Source organism: Paenibacillus diazotrophicus, assembly GCF_042610465.1.
In genome coordinates this window covers 1-24271 of sequence record NZ_JBGJZN010000009.1, presented here as the reverse complement: position 1 = coordinate 24271, position 24271 = coordinate 1, and the positions used below count along the sequence as shown (strand labels likewise).

Annotated in this window: 13 protein-coding genes, 12 tRNA genes and 1 rRNA gene; 3 read left to right on the top strand and 23 right to left on the bottom strand. The window is 44.0% G+C overall.

Annotated elements, in window-relative coordinates:
- Positions 1-131: 131 nt before the first annotated feature.
- From ACAN54_RS26285 to ACAN54_RS26275, 3 genes are all read right to left on the bottom strand, one after another.
- A complete protein-coding gene (locus tag ACAN54_RS26285; RefSeq protein ID WP_379162610.1) occupies positions 132-4229 on the bottom strand; it encodes an amino acid adenylation domain-containing protein in 4098 nt (1365 codons plus the stop codon).
- Between the two features lie 86 nt (positions 4230-4315).
- A complete protein-coding gene (gene glyA / locus ACAN54_RS26280) occupies positions 4316-5704 on the bottom strand; it encodes a serine hydroxymethyltransferase (RefSeq protein ID WP_379162607.1) in 1389 nt (462 codons plus the stop codon).
- Between the two features lie 36 nt (positions 5705-5740).
- The gene (locus ACAN54_RS26275; RefSeq protein WP_379162604.1) at positions 5741-7018 is read right to left on the bottom strand and encodes an MFS transporter; all 1278 of its coding nucleotides are present in this window, start codon (positions 7016-7018) and stop codon (positions 5741-5743) included.
- A gap of 1423 nt (positions 7019-8441) precedes the next feature.
- On the opposite strand from ACAN54_RS26275, the gene ACAN54_RS26270 reads away from it, so the two are divergent.
- Genes ACAN54_RS26270 through ACAN54_RS26260 form a run of 3 tightly spaced genes read left to right on the top strand, consistent with a single transcriptional unit; the run spans position 8442 to position 10788 of the window.
- Positions 8442-9119: a nitroreductase family protein gene (locus tag ACAN54_RS26270; protein ID WP_379163023.1), complete on the top strand. Its 678-nt coding sequence runs from the start codon at positions 8442-8444 to the stop codon at positions 9117-9119.
- 7 nt (positions 9120-9126) lie between these two features.
- Positions 9127-9972 (top strand): hypothetical protein, encoded by an 846-nt coding sequence (locus tag ACAN54_RS26265; RefSeq protein ID WP_379162601.1) that lies wholly within the window; start codon positions 9127-9129, stop codon positions 9970-9972.
- A gap of 57 nt (positions 9973-10029) precedes the next feature.
- The gene (locus ACAN54_RS26260; RefSeq protein WP_379162598.1) at positions 10030-10788 is read left to right on the top strand and encodes a flavodoxin family protein; all 759 of its coding nucleotides are present in this window, start codon (positions 10030-10032) and stop codon (positions 10786-10788) included.
- 570 nt (positions 10789-11358) lie between these two features.
- Here ACAN54_RS26260 and glmS read toward each other — a convergent pair.
- The 20 genes from glmS to rrf form a co-directional block, all read right to left on the bottom strand.
- Positions 11359-13191: a glutamine--fructose-6-phosphate transaminase (isomerizing) gene (glmS, locus tag ACAN54_RS26255; protein WP_379162595.1), complete on the bottom strand. Its 1833-nt coding sequence runs from the start codon at positions 13189-13191 to the stop codon at positions 11359-11361.
- A 689-nt stretch (positions 13192-13880) separates the two neighbouring features.
- A complete protein-coding gene (gene glmM / locus ACAN54_RS26250) occupies positions 13881-15221 on the bottom strand; it encodes a phosphoglucosamine mutase (RefSeq protein WP_379162592.1) in 1341 nt (446 codons plus the stop codon).
- 110 nt (positions 15222-15331) lie between these two features.
- Positions 15332-16798 (bottom strand): CdaR family protein, encoded by a 1467-nt coding sequence (locus ACAN54_RS26245; RefSeq protein WP_379162589.1) that lies wholly within the window; start codon positions 16796-16798, stop codon positions 15332-15334.
- On the bottom strand, positions 16791-17621 hold the full coding sequence (gene cdaA / locus ACAN54_RS26240) for a diadenylate cyclase CdaA (RefSeq protein ID WP_379162586.1): 831 nt from the start codon (positions 17619-17621) through the stop codon (positions 16791-16793). Before cdaA ends, ACAN54_RS26245 begins: the two co-directional genes overlap by 8 nt.
- A 207-nt stretch (positions 17622-17828) precedes the next feature.
- Positions 17829-18443, bottom strand: a complete 615-nt coding sequence (locus ACAN54_RS26235; RefSeq protein ID WP_379162583.1) for a zf-HC2 domain-containing protein — start codon at positions 18441-18443, stop codon at positions 17829-17831.
- Positions 18444-18564: 121 nt separating this feature from the next.
- Positions 18565-19131: an RNA polymerase sigma factor SigW gene (gene sigW, locus ACAN54_RS26230; protein WP_379162580.1), complete on the bottom strand. Its 567-nt coding sequence runs from the start codon at positions 19129-19131 to the stop codon at positions 18565-18567.
- Positions 19132-19785: 654 nt separating this feature from the next.
- Positions 19786-22578 (bottom strand): phosphoenolpyruvate carboxylase, encoded by a 2793-nt coding sequence (gene ppc / locus ACAN54_RS26225; protein ID WP_379162577.1) that lies wholly within the window; start codon positions 22576-22578, stop codon positions 19786-19788.
- Positions 22579-23104: 526 nt separating this feature from the next.
- Positions 23105-23178 (bottom strand) — tRNA-Pro (locus tag ACAN54_RS26220).
- Positions 23179-23193: 15 nt separating this feature from the next.
- Positions 23194-23267, bottom strand: a tRNA-Gly gene (locus ACAN54_RS26215).
- 12 nt (positions 23268-23279) lie between these two features.
- Positions 23280-23353, bottom strand: a tRNA-Pro gene (locus ACAN54_RS26210).
- A 12-nt stretch (positions 23354-23365) separates the two neighbouring features.
- Positions 23366-23442: transfer RNA gene (locus ACAN54_RS26205), tRNA-Arg, on the bottom strand.
- A gap of 6 nt (positions 23443-23448) precedes the next feature.
- A tRNA-Gly gene (locus ACAN54_RS26200) sits at positions 23449-23523 on the bottom strand.
- Positions 23524-23531: 8 nt separating this feature from the next.
- A tRNA-Leu gene (locus tag ACAN54_RS26195) sits at positions 23532-23615 on the bottom strand.
- 16 nt (positions 23616-23631) lie between these two features.
- Positions 23632-23704 (bottom strand) — tRNA-Lys (locus tag ACAN54_RS26190).
- Between the two features lie 5 nt (positions 23705-23709).
- Positions 23710-23783 (bottom strand) — tRNA-Gln (locus ACAN54_RS26185).
- 52 nt (positions 23784-23835) lie between these two features.
- A tRNA-Val gene (locus tag ACAN54_RS26180) sits at positions 23836-23911 on the bottom strand.
- Positions 23912-23945: 34 nt separating this feature from the next.
- Positions 23946-24020, bottom strand: a tRNA-Glu gene (locus ACAN54_RS26175).
- A 10-nt stretch (positions 24021-24030) separates the two neighbouring features.
- Positions 24031-24106, bottom strand: a tRNA-Thr gene (locus ACAN54_RS26170).
- A gap of 1 nt (position 24107) precedes the next feature.
- Positions 24108-24183: transfer RNA gene (locus tag ACAN54_RS26165), tRNA-Asn, on the bottom strand.
- A gap of 6 nt (positions 24184-24189) precedes the next feature.
- Positions 24190-24271, bottom strand: a 5S ribosomal RNA gene (gene rrf, locus ACAN54_RS26160); the annotation flags it as partial.

The window sequence follows — 24271 nt, the reverse complement described above, 5'->3', positions numbered from 1 at the left end:
CTTACGACATTAATCCCCAACAGATCCGACGTGTGGATTTCACGCATCCGGCTCCTTATAAAGTTACTCGTTCGACAATTATCCAGCGTATAGATTGACATATACCTTGGGTTTTACGAGAGGATAGACTTTTATCTCTTTGTTACAGTATCCAACGGATGTTCGACAGCCAATAGATTCGCTAGTTGCATGGCTTCATGCTTGACGAAATAGTGATTTCCTTGCGAGATCTTTGAACTCCTAACGTCTAATGCAAAGGACTTCCAATCCGCAGCACGATCTTCCTGTTCGTTGGTTATGATGTCACATTCGCCTAATATACAATGAAGTGGAGTACGCAGCTTGAAAAGTGCTTCGCGATAGCTTTTTTCGAAAAAACGTGCATGCTCCAACATATCATGTCTTACTGCTGCGATAATTTCCTTCATCTCTCCGCCATCGAGCGCGCCATCGAATCCACCTATCATCTTAAGATACACCTGTAACTCGTCGTCTGATGTCGAATTGCCACGTTCTGCGGTGCCTGCTGGATCGATATCAGGTAAGGCGGCACCTACATATACCGCGCGAACATCACGTCCACGCTCCTCCAATAAATGCGCGAGATAAACTGCTATGGATGATCCTGAACATTGACCATAAATGGCTATTGGACCATCGATCTTCTCCATAATCTCGCGGCAACAGTTATCAGCTATATCTTCCCAGGATGCAAACGCTTCACCAATACGACCTGGATCATGCCCCGGCAGAGCAACTGACCACAGTGCTATGTGTGATGGAATCACATCGGCTAGCGATTGATAGACAGAAACATTTCCACCGCCATACGGGACACACACCAACGAAATAGTGTTCTGACCTGATGTTGGCGTCAACAGATGCAGCAACTCCACCTCACATGAACTTGAGCTTCTTAAATAGTTCGCTAACATACGAACTGTGCGATGCTTAAATAGTTCTACAACAGGCAGACCACCCTCGATGCTGCGCGATAGTCGAATTGCAGAGAACGAATCGCCACCTATTTCGAAAAAGTCGTCATCGATTCCAACATCATCGATTCCGAGAATCTCTTTCCACGAAGTTAAGATCATAGCCTCGAGAGTGTCAGTCGGTTCCTGTCGGGTCGCTTCATTTGAGTGAGGTGTAAGTTTTGCCAGAGCGAGTCGATCCAATTTTCCGTTTCTATTCTTTGGAAGGCTGTCTATCTTTTGGAATGAAGAAGGTATCATGTATATCGGTAAAATCTGTGTGAGATTCTGACGCAACTCTGTCCCAATGACTTCTCTACCCGATATTGGTACATAATACGCCGTCAATGACGCGCCACGTTTATCATTGCTGTTCGCGATGACGACAGCTTCTTTGATGCCTTCACAAGAGCACAGTACAGATTCAATATCACTCAAATCTACACGCAGCCCATGAATCTTTGCCTGAAAATCTATACGTCCAATAAGCTCGAGAACACCATCTCGGTTCCATCGCGCAAGATCACCTGTTCTAAAGAGCTTCTCTGGTTGCTGATCCAACAAGGTACACTCGACGAAGCGCTTTGCCGTGAGTTCTGGTAGACCGATGTATCCACGTGCCAGGCCAATACCTCCGATGTACAGTTCTCCGGGAACCCCTACAGGAGTTGGCTGCATCCATTGGTCAAGAACATAAACACGTTGATTGGCCATCGGCTTTCCGTACGGAATACTGGTCCAGCTTTCCTCAGTTTTTTCCACTGGATAGATTGTTGAATGAATCGATACTTCTGTAGCACCGCCAAGAGCAATGACTCTCACATCAGGTGCATACACCCGTAAACGATCGGGCAATGACACCGGGATCCAGTCGCCGCCCAGCAGAACCAAACGCAGTTTTGGGAGAAAAATATTTTTAGCTCGCTCCAGTTCCGCGACTAGTAACTCAAGCAATGCCGGTGCTGAATTCCAGATGGTCACTTCGTTTTTAATCAGTAGATCCAACCAGTGTGTAGGTTCTTTCAACGAGGCGGATTCTGGAATTACCAGCGCCCCTCCCGCAATAAGTATTCCCAGCGTTTCATAGACAGACATATCGAAGCTGGGTGATGATAGAAAGAGTACTCGATCACCGTAACCCACTTCGAATCGTTGATTTAGGTCGAGAAGGTTATTAAGAACACCACGATGTCTAATTGCTATTGCTTTAGCTCTTCCGGTAGAGCCGGAACTGCAGATAACATAGGATAGCGACTCGCTATTGATATATTCATGTTGTTTATCGCTTGATCGTGATTTATCGTGTGCCTCTGCTAAAGCGAAGTTATTTAAGCTATCAGTCGAATCGCCGTATCTTTGAAGATTCATTTCTTCTCCGATGAAGTCATCTATGTATATCGTCCGAATAGATTCGTTGGGTATTGCACCGAGCGCGTTCTTACGTCGACAGACAAGAGTCTGAGCACCAACCTGTCGTATTGTATTAATAAGATGCTCATCAGTGTAGTGTGCAGGATCAAGTGGTACATAAGCACGTCCAGATTTAAGTACAGCAAGAATCGCTATAACAAATTCCGGTGATCGTTCCAGCGAGATTGCTATCAATGATTCTGGTTTTGTACATACAACACGAAAGTACGACGATAATCTCTCTGCAGCTGCGTTAAGATCTGCATAACAATAGGTCTGATTGCCAAATATAATTGCTGTAGCATTACTCTGCTTTTTTACTCTGCGCGTAAACGTCTCATGCAGCGTTGTATCGGATAAGAGGTTAACCGCTGTGTCGTTCCATTTTACTAGAATTGTGTTTCTTTCCTTCTCACTCAATAACGGTAACCTGGAAAGGCATGTCGTTGGATCATTGGCGATCGCTTCGAGAACATTCATATAATGCTCGATCAATCGCTCGATCGTGTCTGGCTCGAAAAGATCTGTGCTATATTGCACATGACCGTATATACCATCTGAGGACGGGCGAGCACTCAACAATATATCAAACTTCGTTGTTATAAAGCTTGGCTCCATCCACGTAGCATTGAGGTCATGAAATTCGGCAACCTCCGACGGTGTCTCGTCCAACATGAACATTACAGAAACCAACGGGTTGCGGTCTGCCGATCGATGTGGATTCAGCGCCTGTACAAGTAGATCGAATGGGTACTCCGAATGAGCATATGCTTCTAGTGTGTTCGAACGCACTCGTTGCAACAATTCACCAAAACTCGGATCATCGTTGAATTGCGTACGCAGAATGATGGTATTGACAAAAAAACCTATCAATCCTTCGAGTTCTGCTCGATCTCGTCCCGTTATCGAGCACCCCAGCGAGATATCAGTCTGACCAGTGTAACGTGCCAATACAACTTTAAAAGCGGCCAGCAGCACCATAAATAGCGATGCTCTCTCCTTTTTAGCGAGTTCTTGCAAACGTAATACCAACTCTTTTTTTAGCTGAAAATATTTCTGTTCGCCCCGATGTGATATAGTCGCAGGTCGTGGATGATCTGTCGGGAGATCGATAACCTGAAGATCTTGCAACTTATCCTTCCAGAAGTTAAGAAGCTCTACACCCATTGAACCTTTTAACCGCTCATGCTGCCATAATGAGTAATCGGCATATTGAATCGGTAACTCTAATAGACTTTGACTCCCTACTCCTAAACGCGCATTGTATATAGTAGCGAGTTCGCGAAAGAGTACACCAATTGACCAATGATCATTGGCGATATGATGAATGTCTACCACTAGAACGTGTTCCTCTGAATTCAGGCAAATGAGTATCGAGCGCATAATAGGTCCTTGCCGCAGATTAAAAGGCGTTGTAGCGTCTTGCAATATCACCTGATCTATGGCGTTTTGCTGCTCCGACGGCTGTAATTTCGAGAAGTCATACTGCTGCAGCTGCAAAGGAATATCATCATTAATTATCTGAACGGGACGACCATCGTGCATATCATATATTGTCCTGAGCACTTCATGTCGTCTGACCACTGCACATAGACTATCGATTAGAGATTGCTTATTTAGTTGTCCTCGAAGACGTAACGGCACAGGACAAGTATAGGCTGGATTCCCCGGATCTAGCTCATCGATAAACCATAGCCTTTGCTGTGCATGCGACATAGGAATATTTCCAGATCGTGTATATCTTGAAATTCGATTTACATTTGTTTTACTCTTCGATAGTAAAGAATTGAAAAGTGTCTGCCGATCTTCTGATAATTTTGATAAACGGTCTGATATCTCACTCATAAACTTCTCCCCCTCTCAAAGAGAACTACTAATACAACAACTCTACATACTTCTTATTCGCAATGTAGCCTCGTCGTTTGTCACAGCTAATCAAACGTCGTCCACTGCGGATATTGCGGAATTGGATAACGTCTGCATAATGCCATGATTTCAGTCTGCACGTCATCGACGATACAAGAGTCGATTCTATATTCTGTGTCATCGATTGGCTCGACTTTAGAAAGCACCTTGTCAATAAGTGCCACACAGTCTTTCATAATCGTAGCATCCATGCCTCGCAAAGCTAGCGTGTTTGTTCCAAATCGAATACCACTCGTTATCAACGAGCCTCTTTTGTCATTGGGTATTTTGTTCCTGTTTACAATGATTCCACACTCTTCAAGTGCGCGTTCGGCGATTGCGCCTGACAATCCGCGTTCACCAATATCTACTAACACCATATGATTATCAGTACCACCAGTCAGCACACTATAGCCTAAAGCTGACAGCTCTTCTGCCAATACACGAGCGTTAGTTACAATGTTCTTTGCGAGCAGACGAAATTGTGATGTATTAACCATTGCCAAGGCGCGTGCCTTAGCTGCTATCTCGCTTAACATCGGTGTGCCCTGCATTCGCGGAAACACACCACGCTGAATGATCTCGGCTAATGTATCCGAACGCTCAGATGTTCGATTATCCCAGTCGCGACCACTCATAATAAGGCCACCCCTTGGACCAAATAGTTGCTTATAAGTACTAGTTGTAGTAAAATGGGCATGATCAATTGGGCTCGGATGAACTCCACTAGCAACCAGTCCAGCGATATGCGATATATCGGCAAGAAGCAATGCCCCAACCTCGTCGGCAATTCGCCGAAAACGTTCAAAGTCGATAATTCGAGGATAGGCACTCGCACCGCAGATTATCAGACGAGGTTGATGACGTTTCGCTTTATCGAGTACTTCATCATAATCAATACGTCCTGTTTCGTCGAGGCCGTAGGCGAACGACTCAAAGACCTGGCCAGAGAAAGATGCACGTGAACCATGTGTGAGATGGCCACCACTATCGAGGCCGAGACCGAGCACACGATCACCCGGCCGAAGTATACTGAACATAACGATCTGATTAGCGCTCGATCCCGAGTGCGGCTGAACATTCGCGTAGCGCGCATTGAACGCTAACTTGGCGCGTTCGATTGCTATCCGCTCTACTTCATCTACATATTTGCAGCCACCGTGAAAACGCTGTCCAGGATAACCCTCTGTCGTGACATTAGTCAACACTGTTCCCTCGCAGGCAAGAACTGAGGGATCCGCGATGCTGGATGAAGCAATCATAGATAGCGTATTTACCTGCCGTCGATACTCCAGATTGAGTAAATCGAATAGCTCCGGATCCTCACTCGCTAATAGATGAACCCCATCACTTGCGAAATCCCCCATAAACCTTTCTGCATTTCTATATACTTTCAATTTCATCAACTCTTTCATTAGCTAAGAATTAAACAGTAGTCCGCGTATAATTCACTAAACGTATACTTCCTGCTCAACTTCACTATTATTAGACTTCTTCCGCATTCGACTGAAACGAAGATAACCTAGCAGGAGACATACGATCTGTAAAAATGCACATATAAAGAACACAACGCCCAAACGCATGTCACTACGCGGCAGATTCCCCACTTGATGCGCCACCAAACCAAGAAGCGGGACGGCCATCAACGGCCCGATCACAACCATCAACATACGCACAGACATTAAAGCACCTATGATTGCACCCTGTTCTGTCGGCTTTGTTGTTTTTGACACTATCGCGAGCAATGCAGGTCCTGTTGCATACATTATTAATGATACGAAAATTATCGGAAACATCATCCATCCCTGAGGCGCAAGACCATACAATGTATATCCGACAACTGCCATGAATAAACCGATAAGTACTGTACGCTCCTCACCATAACGCTTAACTAGCGCTCCCATCAGACCTCCCTGAACAATAGCGGTGGCCAATCCAACACTGCACATTGCTAGGCCATTCATGCTCGCACTCCAGCCAAAGCGAAAGGTTGTGTAGAGTACCCAAGTCTCGATCATCATGGCGAATGCTAACTGAAAGAAAACCCACACAACTACCAGAACACCGATATCACGCCGACGCATCAATACCACAGGAGCGGAAAACGGGTTGATGTTACGCAGAGAGAATGAAGAGCGCTTATCCGCAGGAAGTGACTCTGGCAGCATGAATAGACCGTAGAGCCCATTAAGACATGCTAAACCTCCGACAACATAGAACGGTAAATGCATATCGATATTCGCTAAAAATCCACCTAATAATGGCCCAAGGATAAACCCCATTCCGAACGCTATACCGAATTGACCAAATGCCTTAGCGCGGCCTTCGGGCGGTGTTATGTCGGCGGCATAGGAATTGGAAGCGGTATCACTCGCTGCTGTGGCACCAGCTACGATGCGAGCAAGTAGCAATATCCATAGCGACGATGCACTTCCAATTACAAAGTTGCTAATTGCGAGACCAAAGATCGACAACAACAGAATGGGTCTGCGTCCAAAGCGATCACTAAGCGCCCCCAACAAAGGAGCAACGAGAAATTGCATTAACCCATAGCTTACCACCAGAGCCCCATACCAGAATGCCTGTAACTTCGGATCTGACGTTTGTGTACCAACCAGAATTGGCAATACCGGAACAATGATTCCCAAACATAACATGTCGATAAACACCATAGTTAGAACAAAAGACATACCTGGCTTTCGTTTTGAAGAATTAGCAAATAAAGTCACATGTATACCTCCTACAATATAATTACGAAAGAATAATAGTTTGATAATTGCACCAATATCGCGACAAGAAAACATTAACATATGCATAGCTAAATTGGCAATAAAAATTAATAATGTTATTTTTTGTTCTTCTGGTATAAATTATATAAATTTTGAATAATACGACATTACGCTGTGGTAAGAAAGAAATCCTATAATAAATATATAAAATGCTACTATTTTTAATACTATTAAGAAAAAGTAGTAGAAACATTGCTCTTTCAGATTGCAGGATTTTTCATGCTACAAATTGCTAGAGCTGAAGATGTATAATTTCAGCACATTAATGCAATTTATTTTATATAGGTTTTGAATAGCTCCAACATACCTTCACAATGTACCTGTAATTTCATTATGTGCAGTGAGAAAAAGGAAGTCTTTAAAACTTCTTTTTCTTATATTCCAAATATCTAATCGCTAGATTCCGAATATAATCAAAAAGTGAATTGTGATTAATATTAAAGGCAGCTGCTATTGCTGTTTTTGTCGCGCTATGTGCACGTAGTTTTCCGCATACGAAATACAAAATTGGAAAATATGATAAATAAATGTCGAAAAATACATTAGTGCACATATATGTTGACTTTTGTAATTTGTGTGGACTATTATAAACTCAGAAAATATAACATATACAATCTAAAGAAAATTATATTAGTACAAATTAAGTGTTTTTTACTGTTAGATTAGTGGATTTATTTAGTTACAGAAAGGTGGGAGATGAAATAGTTATCGAAAAGCGTGGAAGTAAACTTCGTTTTTGGCGATCACATGATAAATGGCTGTAAGCAACATTGTGGCGACCGCAATAATTGCACGTTTACAATCTCTACGTCATTTGGATGACTAAGAAACGATTACGAATTCCATGGTGTTTACTCCCTCCCTTTAATCGCAGCGTTGGCACATGAACAAGAAGAGGTTTAATGTAGATGCCGGCACGAGAGCTGCAGACACTTTTCTTTTATTCAGGAACACAGTCTATCAGTGCCAATTTGGCGCGAATAGTAATTACCAAAAATCTCCGATATCTGGGATTGTATCATCAAACCAAGTTCTTTCTGAAAAGCTCAGAATAGTCACCGGTTTCGAGGCATCCCTAAGCCCTACCAAAAATGCCTTCGAATGTTTACACATCCTAGTAATCCAGTACTTACCAGTAGATTCCATGAACCCATCGATACAGCCATTTTCACTAAGCCAAGATTAACATCCCGCAATTTGTAGTGAATCTGTTCACTTAGTATATTTATCATAAAAAATAAGCTTCAAAGCAATAGACGGTTTCATTCCGTTTTATGCCTTGAGCGTAGCGAAAGGCCTGGTTATAAAAATGTTCAAATGGGAATTCTCACCGAACATAGAGAAAACATTCATTGACTACCATATGGTTTCGTTGAATGAACCGGAGTTTGCCTTTTCACAGATGTATCAGCATCAACATAGAAAAAGGATGCCAAACGATAATTACCCTTTAGTCAGATTAGATTATTCACTGGATTTAGATAATTCTTTTGAAAAAGTATTATACGAAAGAAAAACTTGCGTTAGTTATTTTAAGAATAAGCAAATAATCAATCAAAAATTCATTTCAAAATTTTGTAACTTGGCTTTTATAGGTGGTAATCGTAAAGGACGTACTTATCCTTCAGGAGGAGCAGAATATAATGTAAGAATTCATATTCTATTCAATGAAAAAAATGTACATCAAGAATTGGTTGAGTTCGGTAACATTGGAGAAGTAAATTGTGATACTGGTGATTTAATGATAAAGAAATATCAGCCATGGAAAGAAGTTAAAACTGCTTTTCTTCAGGGATATTTAGCTGATACAACACAGTTTTCTATTGTTCTTAGTATTGATATACAGTCTATCTCAAAAAAATATTATGATATCGCTTACAAACTAATTCAACAAGAAGCCGGTCACATTGGACAAAATATACAATTGGTATCTCAATATTTAGGGATTCAAAGTGTTCCCTTGGGTGGTTTTTATGATACTGCACTAAGTAATATGATCAATGAAAAACAGACTGTACTTTATGCATTCTTAATGGGGTAGGTGTAAAATGTACTATTTAAATCACAAATTTCAAATCATAAAAGAAGCCAATATTATCATTATAAAAAATTGTATTTCGAATAAAGCATTAGTTACATTTGAGGATAAAGGGATTGATTTAGATAAATTCAAACAAATCATGTATTATGGTCAGAATAAAGATATGGATCATTCTATAGAGTCTTCAGAGATGAATCAATTAATCGACTCCTTACCGTCTAGTTTTACTTTTTGTTCTGATGATAGAACAAAATCACTGTTTGTCCTTATAAGACAGTATACAGAGTTTTTATTACCATCTATCATCTCAGTGGATCGACTGGAAATGTATTTAAACGATGTCGAAGAAATTATTAAAGAAAAGAAAACTTGCGAAGTGTATTTATCACTAGATAACTCTTTACCTTATATATCAAAATTCCTTTCGGAAATTCCTTTTATTAATATCACTAACGAGGAAGATGATGATATTAAGAAAAATTACGATATTGTAATTACAAAAGTAAGGGAGTATGAACAAGATAAGTTATGGATAGATAAGAGTGAGCATATTTTGTTTTTAAATCTAAATCAGAGCAATATTGAAATCGGTCCGCTTGTGTTTGCATCCAAGTTCAAAATTCCAAATATTGAAATTGAATCAGTCAAAGCAACCACCCATGTATTAAAGCATGAGGAATTATTGATCTATTTCTTTTTAGAAAGAATATTATATATTTATTTCTTTAAACTCTACGATAAAACAAATAAAATCGATTTTTTCCCAACACGCAGTAGAATATGTATTGATAGGATGAATTTGCATGGCCATAGCGAACTAGTTACTATGTATCCAAATTATCTTGAGGTCTAGTTGCTCAAGAAATTTTGATTTGGCGAAAGAAAGCGAGAAGAAAAAATGAATATTTGTGTGATACACGGCAGTATGCGTAAAGGGAATACGTATAAGCTGACGCAAGAAGTCATTAGTCGCCTTAAACTTCACGATGTTGAAATAACTGAAATTAACGTAAGCGAACTTGATCTACCATTTTGTATGTCCTGCCATGTATGTTTTGTAAGAGGTGAACTCAAGTGCCCGCACTATAAAACCATGAAATCGGTTACGGAAAAGATTGAATCCTGCAATGCGCTGATTCTAAGCGGTGTTGTTTATTCTCTGCATTTGAATGCTTCTATGAAGAACTTGGTTGATCATTTGTCATATTATTTCCATCGGCCTCGGCTATTTGATAAAAAGGGGCTGGTTATTACCACAACTGCTGGTGCTGGGGAAAAAACAGTTGCCAAGTATTTGAAGTCAACTATGTCTCAATGGGGTATCTCTAATGTTCAAACTTTAAGCTACAAAATACAAACGAGACCATTTTCACTTACTGAAAAGCAGAAAAAAATAGTAGATAGAGTATCGGAAAATTTTTATAACATCATTTTGCATGATAAAACAAAAGAGCCGAGCATGAATGTCTTTATCACCCATAATACCTTTCGCGCCATGAGTGCCGTGGATACCCCCTTTGTACAGTATGATAAGTCCTACTGGAAGGAAACCGGGCTTGTTTCAAAAGTTTATCCGCGTAAAGTGAACATTTTCAAGGCTGCATTTGGTGTGATGGTATTTACAATTAAGAAAAAAGTTATGAACAAAAACTATACAACTAAAAAGTAAAATTAATATCTACACCACTTCAATAAGGTAATCCCCCTCGAGGGGGATTTTCGAGCCACCCGCGTAAGTGATTGCCAATCCAGTCGGGGAACATTAGATCTATATTTAGAAGCTATGGACCATCCTCCTTAAAATTCTTGGATAACGAAGCTCTACTCTGAGCTCTCCCCCGTTAAAAAATTCCATTCTAAAGTTTCGAACAAATCTTCCGATCTTCCAGAAGTTCATTATCATCTAAACCCTCTACTCCCACTCTTATCGCTTTTTACCGAATAAAGACTTTTCTGATCGACTGGGAATTTTGCTCATTTGATCAAATGTACTGCTGTTGCAAGCAATTGCTTAGTGATTACGTGATACTATTTAAAGCGATGCCTCAGTTGGAGGCTTCGTCTTTCCTTGCTCAAACTTTGAATAGCTTTACTTTATCTCCTAGTTTATTCATTTTTATCTTCCCATCTATAATAATAAAGCCGCCCTAAATTCTTAGGACGGCTCATGATAATTAACATATTTTTCAGAACAACACTTTAATGTGATTAGTCAAATATCTATATCCTCTTCTCCACCCTACTCCACAGTAACGCTCTTCGCCAAGTTGCGTGGTTTATCCACATCGTGACCCAGGGCCAGTGAGGCGTAGTAAGCCAGCAATTGCAGCGTCACTACGGATAATGCAGAGGTCAGCAACTGCAGTGTCTGAGGAATCACGAACACCTGGTCAACAGATCTAAGCAGATCGTTTGCATTCTCTTCATGAGTGATGGCCAGCACGTGTGCACCGCGAGCTTTGACTTCCTTGATATTACTGACGGTTTTCTCTAGAACGGATTCCTGAGTTGCCAGGGCAATGACTGGAACGCCTTCTTCGATCAGTGCCAGTGTACCATGCTTCAGTTCACCCGCAGCGTAAGCTTCGGAATGAATATAGGAGATTTCTTTCAGTTTCAGCGATCCCTCCTGGGCTACAGCGTAATCTACGCCACGGCCGATGAAGAATAGGTGCTCATGCTTAGCAATTTGTTCAGCATAAGTCTTGATCGCTTCTTTTTGCGACAGGATTACTTCTACTTGCTCCGGCAATGACTGCATAGCTGCCAGAATCTTGGCAACTTCAGCTTCAGACTGAGTACCGCGAACTTCAGCCAGATACAGACCGAGCAAAGTGAACGCGATCAGCTGTGAAGTGTATGCTTTGGTTGAAGCTACAGCGATTTCCGGACCAGCTAGAGTTACAAGCACACTGTTTGCCTCGCGGGCAATAGAGCTGCCAACTACGTTAGTGATAGCCAGAACATGGGCTCCGTTTGCTTGACCTTCACGAAGAGCTGCAAGTGTATCTGCAGTTTCACCGGATTGGCTGACTACGATGACCAGGGTTTCTGGTGTAACGATCGGCGAACGGTAACGATATTCCGAAGCAATATCATTTTCTACAGGAATACGTACCAAGGATTCAATCAGGTTGCGTCCAACAAGACCCGCATTATAGGCGGTACCGCAAGCAACGATTTGTACGTTGCGAATATTCTTGATCTGCTCTTCGGTCAGGTTCAGCTCAGGCAGAATTACTTTGTTGCCTTCAGCATTCATTCTTCCGCGCATAGTATCACGATATGCTTTTGGCTGCTCGTGGATTTCTTTCAACATGAAATGCTCATACCCGCCTTTTTCCGCAGTAACAGCATCCCAATCGACAGTAATCATTTCCCGAGAAATAAAATTGCCTTCAATCGTCATCAATTCGACAGCATCCCGTGTCAATACAGCCATTTCGCCGTCGTTCAAAATATATACGTTACGAGTGTATTCCAGCAGAGCAGGAATATCCGACCCGATAAAGTTTTCCCCTTCACCCAAGCCAATGATCAGTGGACTTGCTTGACGTACAGCCACAAGTTTGTCGGGCTCATATTCGGTCAGAACTCCAAGTGCAAATGCACCACGCATGAAGGTGATTGCTTTCTGTACAGCTTTCACGATATCCCCTTCATATTCACGGGCGATCAGGTGCGAAATAACCTCCGTATCCGTTTCGGAAGTAAAGTGGCATCCTCCGGCGATCAATTCCTCTTTAAGATCCAGATAGTTCTCCACAATCCCGTTGTGTACGACTGAGAACTTATGGCTCTCATCCGTATGCGGGTGCGAGTTCTCATCAGAAGGTTTGCCGTGGGTTGCCCAGCGGGTGTGCCCGATTCCGGCACTACCTGTCAGTGGAGTAGCTTCAAGTCTAGCTTCGAGATTCGCCATGCGGCCCTGTGCTTTTACAACCTGAAGACCATCCTTGGTAAAAACCGCAATCCCGGCCGAATCATACCCACGATATTCAAGCTTCTTCAAACCCTCTACCAAGATCCCTTGCGAGTTCTGATTACCGATATATCCTACAATACCACACATAATAATTTCCTCCGTCCAATTTATAGTGTGGGCGGCATAAGGAAAGAAACGTGCCGTGCGGCAAGTTTTTGAGAAAAAGCAAATATTCTGTTGTATTTCAGACCCAGACAAGTGGACACGGCTATAGAGCCCTAAAGAGGGCAATATCCGTTACAATAATCATCACTTGCAATTATGTTCATGAAATGTACAGTCTTCTCCTCTGCCGTGGCAGAACACTCAGTGTTTCTTTCCGTTACTGCACTAACCCATGAATTTATACTTTTTCCGATAGCACCCACAGAAACGTTGTGTGAAAGGTCGCCCTCGCATTTTCCGTTTCCATTTACGGCTCTGGTGCATCACCGGGAGGTCCCCGCCGAACATTTCGAACACCTCCACCTCGTCAGCTTACATCTGCCGTGATCCGTTCAAGCCCCGCCGACATCCGGCAAACTTAAAGGCTGTCCCTTCTCCCCCGCGCAAGATCAAGCTCTGGCGCTTGCTGTTGCCTACCTTACTATCCCCGCTTTCCTTCTGGAATGACACTTTATCTATTATATGCACCTTACATCGTTTTGGCAATGCTGAAAGGCATGAATACTTTTGGTGCTGTTACAAGATAGTGGGCTATATACAGAATCAGCCGGTGAAGAAGCCTTAAACCTTTTTCTTCACCGGCTGAATTACTTATACATTAATATCGTTAATTACACCAATTCACGCTGAACGACATCAACAATTTGACCTACATATAGATCCAGCTCCGCCTTATCGGGGCCTTCAGCCATGACCCGAATTAACGGTTCAGTCCCTGAAGGACGTACCAGAACTCGGCCGTTATCGCCAAGCTTGCCTTCAACATCTTGAATAGCCGCTTCAATAGCCGGATTGTTGGGATAATTAGTCTTATCCTGAACACGAACATTCACAAGTACCTGGGGGTATTTGGTCATCATTGATTTCAGCGTACTGAGCTTCTTACCAGATGACTTCATTGTGTCCACCAGTTGGATTGCCGTTAGGATGCCATCACCTGTTGTATTGTAATCCAGGAAAATAACATGACCGGACTGCTCACCACCCAGATTGTATCCGCCCCGGCGCATTTCTTCCATCACATAACGGTCACCGACTGCAGTCTTGGCTGTATTCAGCTCCAGTTGTTCTGTTGCTTTGTAGAAACCAATGTTACTCATAACTGTGGATACAATGGTGCCATCCTTAAGCTTACCGGCGCGATTCATCGCATCTCCGCAGATACAGAGGATAAAGTCACCGTCAACTTCGTCGCCCTTCTCATCAATAGCAATCAACCGGTCAGCATCTCCGTCAAAAGCAAGTCCCAGATCGGCGCCTTGGCGTAGCACCTCTTGACGTAAAGTTTCCGGATGCGTGGAGCCGAAGCCGTCATTAATATTCAGCCCATCCGGTTCTGAACCGATAGCGATCACTTCTGCACCAAGCTCTCTGAACAAGCGTGGAGCCAGTTCATAAGCCGCTCCATGGGCACAGTCCAGTACGACCTTAAGTCCTGTGAAGTTTTGGGAAATTGTTGTTTTGAGATAGTTCAAATATAAATATTTCGCCTCATTATCTATACTTACTGTTCCCAGACCAGCACCCACAGGGCGTGGCAATTCATCAATTTCTGCATCCATCAGTTCTTCAATCCGCAGCTCGGTTTCATCTGTCAGCTTAAACCCATCTCCGCCAAAGAACTTAATGCCGTTATCTTCAACCGGATTATGCGAAGCAGATATCATTACTCCTGCATCTGCCTTAAGTAATCTTGTAATATAAGCCACAGCAGGCGTACTCACGACACCTAGCCGGATAACCTGAGCACCAATGGACAACATTCCTGCTACAAGAGCGGATTCCAGAAGAGGACCCGAAATTCGCGTATCCATGCCTATAACCACCTTAGGCTTTTCTACATTACCAGCCAATACATACCCACCACAACGGCCGATACTGTAGGCCATCTCTGCTGTTAATTCACGGTTTGCGACTCCGCGCACACCATCTGTTCCAAAATACTTACCCATCTTTTTTCTCCTTTTGAATACGCTGCATTAGCTTAATGAATTATTGTATGAACGAAATATTATTTCGGGTACCTAAGTCACATATTATAGACGATTACTAAAAGAAAAAGTTACGTTGCGCCGGGACTTCCACTGTTGTTTGCAGTCCCCTCAGTACCTGAAGTGCCATTGTTCTCTACCGTCCCCTCAGAAGGAGTAGGTGTCGCGGTAGGGCTAATCCCTCCTTCGCTCTGAGCAGGTTCCGTTGGGCTCTCCACGCCAGAGGCAGGCTCAGCGCTCGGCTCGGAGGTTACCGTGCCTGAATGGGTGCTATCGGGAGCCTTCGTAGCTTCAGGCGTTGCCGGAGTCTGCATCTCCACCGTTGCCCTTAAGCGTTGTGATGCATTCTCTAGAGCAATAAACCTGGGCAGCGAAACATGAAGCGTTACCACATGAGTTCCGGCTGTGATGCCCACAACGTCTGCAACCACGCTGATATTGTTCTTATCCACCTGTTCGAGCAGATTTGGGGCTCCCGATACAATGAGCGAAATCGTTTTGCTAGCGGGATCTGTAATCCGTGCGGTAAGTCCGGTATCTACTCCCTCCAGCTTGATGGGAATGTTATCGATGGTCTTCTGGGCAATTTCCGAGGTCATCACAGAAACATTTAATACCGTAGGCTCAATCTTAGCGACATTCTTCGGAGCGGCCAGTTCCAGCTTTAGCTCCTTTGTTCCTACAGAATCAATCGAACTTAAGTTCAATGTCGCTTCATAGGATGATAAAGAAGCCAAAGCTTCTTCGGTTCCATATACAGTTACCGTATCTTGTTCCGGTATCACCTTCGATAAAGCCAAGCCCCCCGGTAGTTGACCGCTAAAGCTGATGTCCAGCGGCAGACTTTTGAACGGAAGGGTAATTGGCAGCTCCACAGTTACGGCCGACGGTTCAATGACTGCATCCTTTATCTCGTTACCGCTACTGTCATATGCATACAGCTTCAACTTTTTCTCTTTAAGCGTCTCACTTTCACCATCCAGCTCAATGGTTCCTTGCACTTTGACAACCTTACTGAGTTCACTGGCAGCAAGCGTAACCTGCGCCTCCACTGCTGCTGGATCTAAAGCCGGTGTACCGACCTGGTAGCCGGGTGCAGGCTCTCCCTTAGTAACGATGGATACTGGAAAAGACTTAGTATTTCTAAGTTCCACATGCACATTCACTTCATTTGGCTTAATATCTTCCAATATTACACCGCTGGGTAAGGAGTAATGCAGTGGGAGCGTCGAGTCTCCTGGTTGAATATTGCTCAGATCAATCCATACTTTATAGGCATCAGAAAACTTGTAGGTGAGATCCGATTTTTTGCCCATGACTTCAAGCCTGACACTATCAGCATCCCTTGATGTGATTACGTATTTATCCTCATCAAAGCCGGTATCCTCAATCTTCACATTTTCTATGGTTTTAGACTCTGTGCTTACTGTTGTCTGGTTCGCAGGTGCAGTATCCACATGGACAATAATCCAAAGGATGATAGCGAAGGCAAGCGCGAGAATTTTGTTGAAATTATTATTCTTCATCCACTTATCCATTGCTCTTATCCCCCCTCCGTTTCCAAAAGGCGGAGCTTTTCTCCTTCAGCGGCGAAGTGGCGCGAAGCTCCTCATAAAGCTTGGAGATCAGAGATTCTTCCTTAATATCACGTACGATCTGACCGTTAATTGCTAATGAGATCTGTCCGGTTTCTTCCGAAACCACAACAGAGACAGAATCTGCAACTTCACTAATCCCGATGGCTGCCCGGTGACGGGTACCGAGCTCCTTACTGATAAACGGATTCTCCGACAGCGGCAAATAACAAGCAGCGGCCGCAATCTGCCCATCTTGCATAATGAGAGCACCGTCATGCAGCGGAGTATTGGGAATAAAAATATTAATTAACAGCTCAGAGCTGACTACAGATCGCATAGGAATCCCAGACTCGGTATATTCATTGAGTCCCGTCGCTCGTTCAAAAACAATTAATGCACCAATCTTTCGCTGTGCCAAGTAATTGAGTGCTTTAATGACTTCACCGATCAGCTTGCTGATTTCCTCATCATTCTCGGCAGCCCGTCCAAAGAACTTGCCCCGTCCAAGCTGCTCCAGCCCCCTCCGCAATTCCGGCTGAAAGATGATAAATATCGCAAATATCCCGAACGTAAATATCTGGTTCATCAGCCACTTGAGCGTATATAAATCAAGCAGAGTACTAAGCGCCCAGATAACCACCAGTACCAGGATTCCTTTTAGCAACTGTATCGCCCGGGTTCCACGCACCATATTGAGCACTTTATAGATGATATAGCTGACAATCAGAATATCGATTATATCTTTAATGGACTCTTTCCATGTTAGGTCTGTAAAATAACTCATGCCAAAACCCCCGTCATTTCATATTAGCTGGGTTTATGTAAACTGTCTGTATGTTCTGTATCATATCTAGGTTATAACGTTCCAGCCCAGGTTGCAAGTTTCAGACGTCTGGGAAACGCATCACCGAATACCCACACAACAAAAAAGCGCCATCTTTCCGGAAAAAGAGGCGCAAATAATATTCCTTCTAAAAGCAACCAGGTGTCATTACCGGTAGGCAACTTCAGAGAACATGTTCGTCACTTTATACCAGAGCCAACTTACCGCTTGGTCTATGCTTTTGACTTGCCCGGAGATATGAGCTGTTGAAGCCTGGTACAAGGAACCGTCGATCACAGTCACATTACCGTTTACTTCCCCATATACCTGCGTTTTACCGTTCTCCACCGTTAGATCGCCGGATATCGTCTTACCAGAAGGTACAATGACCGTATCCCCTTGAATGACAACCTGTTCCAGGTCAGTTCCTCTGACTACAAGCTGTCGATCCTGATTCCAAAAAGTAACAGAGCTCATCAGCATAACGAGAATGAACACGGACGCCGCTGTAAGTGCGGGATGCCGTTTTATCCAGGTCACAAATGCCCGTTCCTTCTTGACTTGAGGGAGTGAGTTCATAATCCGGTCTACAAGATCCTCCGAAGCCACAGGACTGTGGTGTATCAGGGAAAACATCAGCATATCGGTCTGTTCCAATTCTTTGAACTTTGCACGGCAATCTGTACAGGATAGAAGATGCTCCTTCAATTCCCTCTGTTGCAGCTCGGGCAAGTCGTCATCCAAGTAGTCGTGCATCATAGAGACGGCCAGTTTGCATTCCATAGGAGCCAATCCTTTCATGAGTGCTATTTAATTATAACATGACAAAGGGGCAGGGCGCATAAGACTTGCTTAACTTACATACGTCGCTGCCAATCATACGTTTCATAAAAAATAATCTATTTTACATTTTAGGGCCTAATTTTTTACGTAAAAATTCACGTCCGCGATGTACACGGGTCTTGATCGTTGTTACAGGCATATCCAGCACATCGCTAATCTCCTGAAGTGACAAATCCTGTAGATAGCGCAATATCATCACTGATCGATATTTCACAGGCAAACTGTCAATGGCCTCATAGATCAGCCTCTGCGTCTCTGAGAGCAGCAGCTCGGTTTCCGGTGTCACATTATCACTGGGAATCATGGAATAACCGTCAATACCTTCCTGATCGTTCATCTCGGCATCCAGTGAATACGTCGGGCGCCGTTTGCGAAGACGGTCAATACAGAGGTTCGTGCCAATCCGGTAGATCCAGGTTGAGAACTTCTGTTTATCATCATAACGGTCCAAATTGCGATACACGCGCAAAAAAGTTTCCTGAACAATATCCTCCGCTTCATGGCGGTTGTTCAGCATCCGGTAAGCCAGATGATATATTTTGTCTTTATATAGTTCCACAAGCTCGGCAAATGCCCTTTGGTCGCCCTTCAAGGCGAGCTTTGTCAATCTGCCTTCCAAATTCTCCACCTGTTAACTCCCCCAGACTTGCCGCCCTTGGTCTTTCATCCCTTGAATGTCCACGGTACAAGCTCTTAAATGGTAATTCATGTTTGGTCAAAAATCAAGGATAGTATTGTTACTTTCTATGTAGGCTGGGCAAACACAAGTGCACTGAGGGGAAGATGAATATAACGGGACTCCTAAGAATGTTCGGCCCTCAGGGTGCTGTTGTCTCCAGTTTTTTGAATGATACCGCTTTTAGCGGATCAAATCCGAAGACAAAGACGGACACTCAGGTTCCTTACAGTTCCACAACTCTTCTTCATGCCTTCTCCTCACCTGTCCCCTATGCATGCACTCTTCCCGAAGTCCATATCGACAACATTGGAATGAGAATAGGGAGGGAAGTAGTTTGGTCGTGACAGCTTTTTCATCCAGTCCAGTGTCATAACAGATTCTGCTATCCAGGTTATTGACTCAAACTAAAAAAAAATCCCCGTCCGGCCCCTATAAAGAGGCAGACGGAGATTTGGAAGAGGCTTTACCGGCTTCCAGGTCCAAGATCGTGAAGAGCGAGACCAGTAAGTTCTATACATCCAAACAAAATCAACCTCTTCCAGATCAACCTGAAAGACAAGTCGATCATGATTAAAGTCATATAACTAACCTTGATATAGAAGATCAGCCGGTATTCCGTAAGCCTGCAGCAATGCCGTTGATCGTAAGCAGCACTTCGCGGAGCAGGTCGGCATCATCACCGTCTACTTCACGTAAGGCTCTAAGCTCCGACAATAGCTGGACCTGTAAATAGCTGAGCGGATCAACGTATGGATTACGCAGACGAATGGACTCCTGAATAACAGGTACATTATCCAAGATGTCCTGCTGTCCGGTGATTTTGAGAATCAGCTCGGAGGTCAGCTTGAATTCCGTTTCTATCTGTCCAAAGATACGCTGACGCGCCTCATCATTTTTGCCCATGCTGGCATATTCCTTGGCGATAATCAGATCAGCCTTGGCAATCGCCATCTGCAGCGTATCAATTAATGTAGTGAAGAACGAGAAGTTTGCATACATATCCTGCATCACCTTCAAGTTCTCCTCATTGTTGTCATAGAAACTTTGTAGTCCCGTACCAGCAGCATACCAAGCAGGAAGCAGATAACGGCTCTGTGTCCAGGCAAATACCCAAGGGATCGCTCGCAAGTCTTCAAACCGGTCGCTATTCTTTCGCTTGGAGGGACGCGAACCAATGTTAAGCTCTCCAACCTCAGGAAGCGGTGTTGACTCCTTGAAGTAGGTCAGGAAATCCGGATCACGGAAGATCAGGTCCTGATACTTGTCTAATGAAACCTCGGAGATCCTAGCCACAATTTCTTCCCATTTCGGCTCATATAGATCCGTATGGGGAGATCTGGCGTTAATTGCAGCTGTGACCAGTGCGGAGGTTGCCTGCTCCAAGCTACGGTAAGCTATTCCCTGCATGGAATACCGTGAGGAGATGACTTCTCCCTGTTCCGTAATCTTGATACCTCCACCGATTGTAGAAGCCGGTTGCGCCAATATACTTCGGTTTAGCGGCATGCCTCCACGTCCCAGTGCTCCTCCGCGGCCATGGAAAAATTTCAGTTTTATGCCGAATTCATCTGCCGTTGCCGTAATTTCCTTCAGAGCTACACGCAACTCGTAATTGGCTGTAACTACGCCGCCATCCTTATTGCTGTCTGAGTAACCCAGCATGATCTCCTGCAGATCGTTCATTGCCCTAACTGCATCCCGATAAATCGGCAGGTTAAGCAGCGTACGCATAATTTGTGGAGCATCATGAAGATCGTCAATGGTCTCGAACAGGGGTACAGCCTGTAATGTACAAACTACAGTACCATCATTGTCTTTTCGGAATAATCCCACTTCTTTGGCGAAAACCATGACCTCAAGAATGTCACTTGCAGCTTCAGCCATGCTGATCAGATAGCTGGTGATACACTGTTTACCGTACTCTTCTTGTGCCGTATAAATAGCGCGGTACACTGCAAGGCATTCTTCAGTGCTCTCACTGTAGGACTGATACGGTGAAGTCAACGGTCGTGGATCATTCAACAGCTTTTCTAGAAGATCAATTTTCTCGTTCTCCTGGAGCTTGGCGTAATCCTGTGTAACGTTCATTTTGGCCAGAATTTCGGCCATCGCATTCTCATGCTCCTGACTATGCTGGCGTACATCAAGCGTCGCCGTATGGAACCCAAACAACTCCACCTGGCGAATCAGCTTCTTAATATAAGTATCTGCTACATAATCTGCATAGTGATGACGCAGACTCCGGTCTATCACGTTCAAATCATCTATAAATTCCTCAGGTGAAGAATAACGCTCCAGCGAGCCCTTCTTCTCATCATCCATAACGTTCTGGGTCTTGGCAATCATATATGCAAGCTTAATACGGTAAGGCTCATTATCATTATGCCAGGACTTGGACTTATCCAGATTAATAAGGCTTCTATTCACCTCAATGGATTGCAGTAACTCCGGTGTAACATTTACGATACTGGTGCTAAAGCTCAAATACTGCATCAGATCCCGCATAATGCGCTGGTACTCCCGTATAGCCAGCTTACGCTGAAGTCTTAGTGTCTGCAGAGTCACAGCCGCAGTCACCGATGGATTACCATCCCGGTCGCCACCGATCCACGAACCAAAACGCAGATACGTAGGCACGTGCCAATTCTGGCCCGGATAGTATTTGCTTAGACATCGTTCAAGTTCTTGATACACATCCGGTAGTACCTGGAATATCGTCTCATGGAAATAATACATTCCATTACGTACTTCATCCAGCACCGTTGGCTTGCGATCGCGCAGCTCATCTGTCTGCCACAAAGTAATAACTTCATTCAGCAGTTTCTCGCGAAGCTGTTCACGTTCCCGGAAGGTAAGGGTTGGGTTATCCAGACCCATGACATCATCGGAAATACGTTTATGAATATCAAGAATCGCCCGCCGCATGGCTTCTGTAGGGTGAGCGGTCATGACCAGCTCCAGAGAAAGACCATTCATAATCTCATGAACATCCTCGTGTGAGAAATCCCGCTCACGGAGCTCCTGAATCGCACTTTCGATAGAACCAGGTTGTACGGTCTCTCCTGCTGAACGTTCGTAGTCGCGTTTACGGCGAATCCGATGATTCTGCTCAGCGATGTTCACCAATTGAAAATAAATAGCAAACGCCCGTATCACCTGGTGACGATTCTCCGGATCAAGTGAATTAATTAGCTCCTTAAATTCATTGTGCAGTTCAGGCAAAAACAATGAGCGTAGTGATTTGCTGGTTTCGCGGATCTTCTCCACGATTTCCAACAGTTCGTTACCGCCTTGGTGAACCAAGACTTCGCCCAAAATATTCCCCAAGAACCGTACGTCACGCCGCAGCAGATTGTTAGAATTGCTTTTGCTGACGGCAGTCGTAAGTTCGGTCATGCTGCTCCCCCCATCCTCTTCCGGATCAATGTTTTTAACATTGTCTATTTGAAGCTTTCCTCATATCATACAATAAAACTGCCCGGAAATCTTCAACTTTATTGCGCTGTAAAGCGATACAGCAATTAAGATTATACACCAATACGGCTATTTATACAGTTATAAATATATTGTGTATTTCTTCCTATTATTATTTCCATTCTGCGTTGGGTATATGATGCTTTGATGTTAACATTCATAACAAAACCATCGAAAAATAACCCATTGATCTATCGATTTGTGAATTTTAGTCACACAACAAAACGTGTTTTTATTAAGAATTTTTAAGATATCCATATCAAGGAGCAGTTTCTATTTACTTTGTAAATATGAATTTTCTTAAAATCATTCAAACGAAGTTTCATTTTTTGACTCTCTTGTAGCTCAGTCAGGAAAACCGTGGTCTCCTGAAACAATGAAATACTTTCTATTAACAAAAAAACTCTTACCAAAAGTAAGAGTTCATGTCAGCTTAGCAGCTGAGATATCGGGATGACACGATTTGAACATGCGACCCCCTGGTCCCAAACCAGGTGCTCTACCAAGCTGAGCTACATCCCGAAAAATATAAAGTTATGGAGCGGGTGATGGGAATCGAACCCACGCTATCAGCTTGGAAGGCTGAAGTTCTACCATTGAACTACACCCGCATAGATGTAAAATCGGGATGACACGATTTGAACATGCGACCCCCTGGTCCCAAACCAGGTGCTCTACCAAGCTGAGCTACATCCCGTTATTAAATAAATGGCGCGCCCTGAGAGATTCGAACTCCCGACCTTTTGATTCGTAGTCAAACGCTCTATCCAGCTGAGCTAAGGGCGCAAAATATGGAGCGGACGACGGGAATCGAACCCGCGACCCTCGCCTTGGCAAGGCGATGCTCTACCGCTGAGCCACGTCCGCAAATAAAGTGGTGCGCGTGAAGGGACTTGAACCCCCACGTCGTAAGACGCCAGATCCTAAGTCTGGTGCGTCTGCCATTCCGCCACACGCGCATGATACTAATAAAAGTGAGCCATGAAGGACTCGAACCTTCGACACCCTGATTAAAAGTCAGGTGCTCTACCAACTGAGCTAATGGCTCCCATTTGGCAGGGGATATAGGATTCGAACCTATGATGACGGAGTCAGAGTCCGTTGCCTTACCGCTTGGCTAATCCCCTAAGATGGATACCTATAGTGTGTCCACAATCTCTTCCAGTATGAGAACGATTATGGTGGAGGCTGAGGGGTTCGAACCCCCGACCCTCTGCTTGTAAGGCAGATGCTCTCCCAGCTGAGCTAAGCCTCCATATGTATGGTTGTCCTCAAGGGAAAATAAAAATTGGTGACCCGTATGGGATTCGAACCCATGTTACCTCCGTGAAAGGGAGGTGTCTTAACCCCTTGACCAACGGGCCTAAAAATTTGTGGAGCTCTCAACCGGATTCGAACCGGTGACCTCTTCCTTACCATGGAAGCACTCTACCTACTGAGCTATGAGAGCATGGCTCCCCGAACAGGACTCGAACCTGTGACAACTCGATTAACAGTCGAGTGCTCTACCAACTGAGCTATCAGGGAATATCCGCTTGGCGGCGTCCTACTCTCCCAGGACCCTTCGGTCCAAGTACCATCGGCGCTGGAGGGCTTAACGGTCGTGTTCGGGATG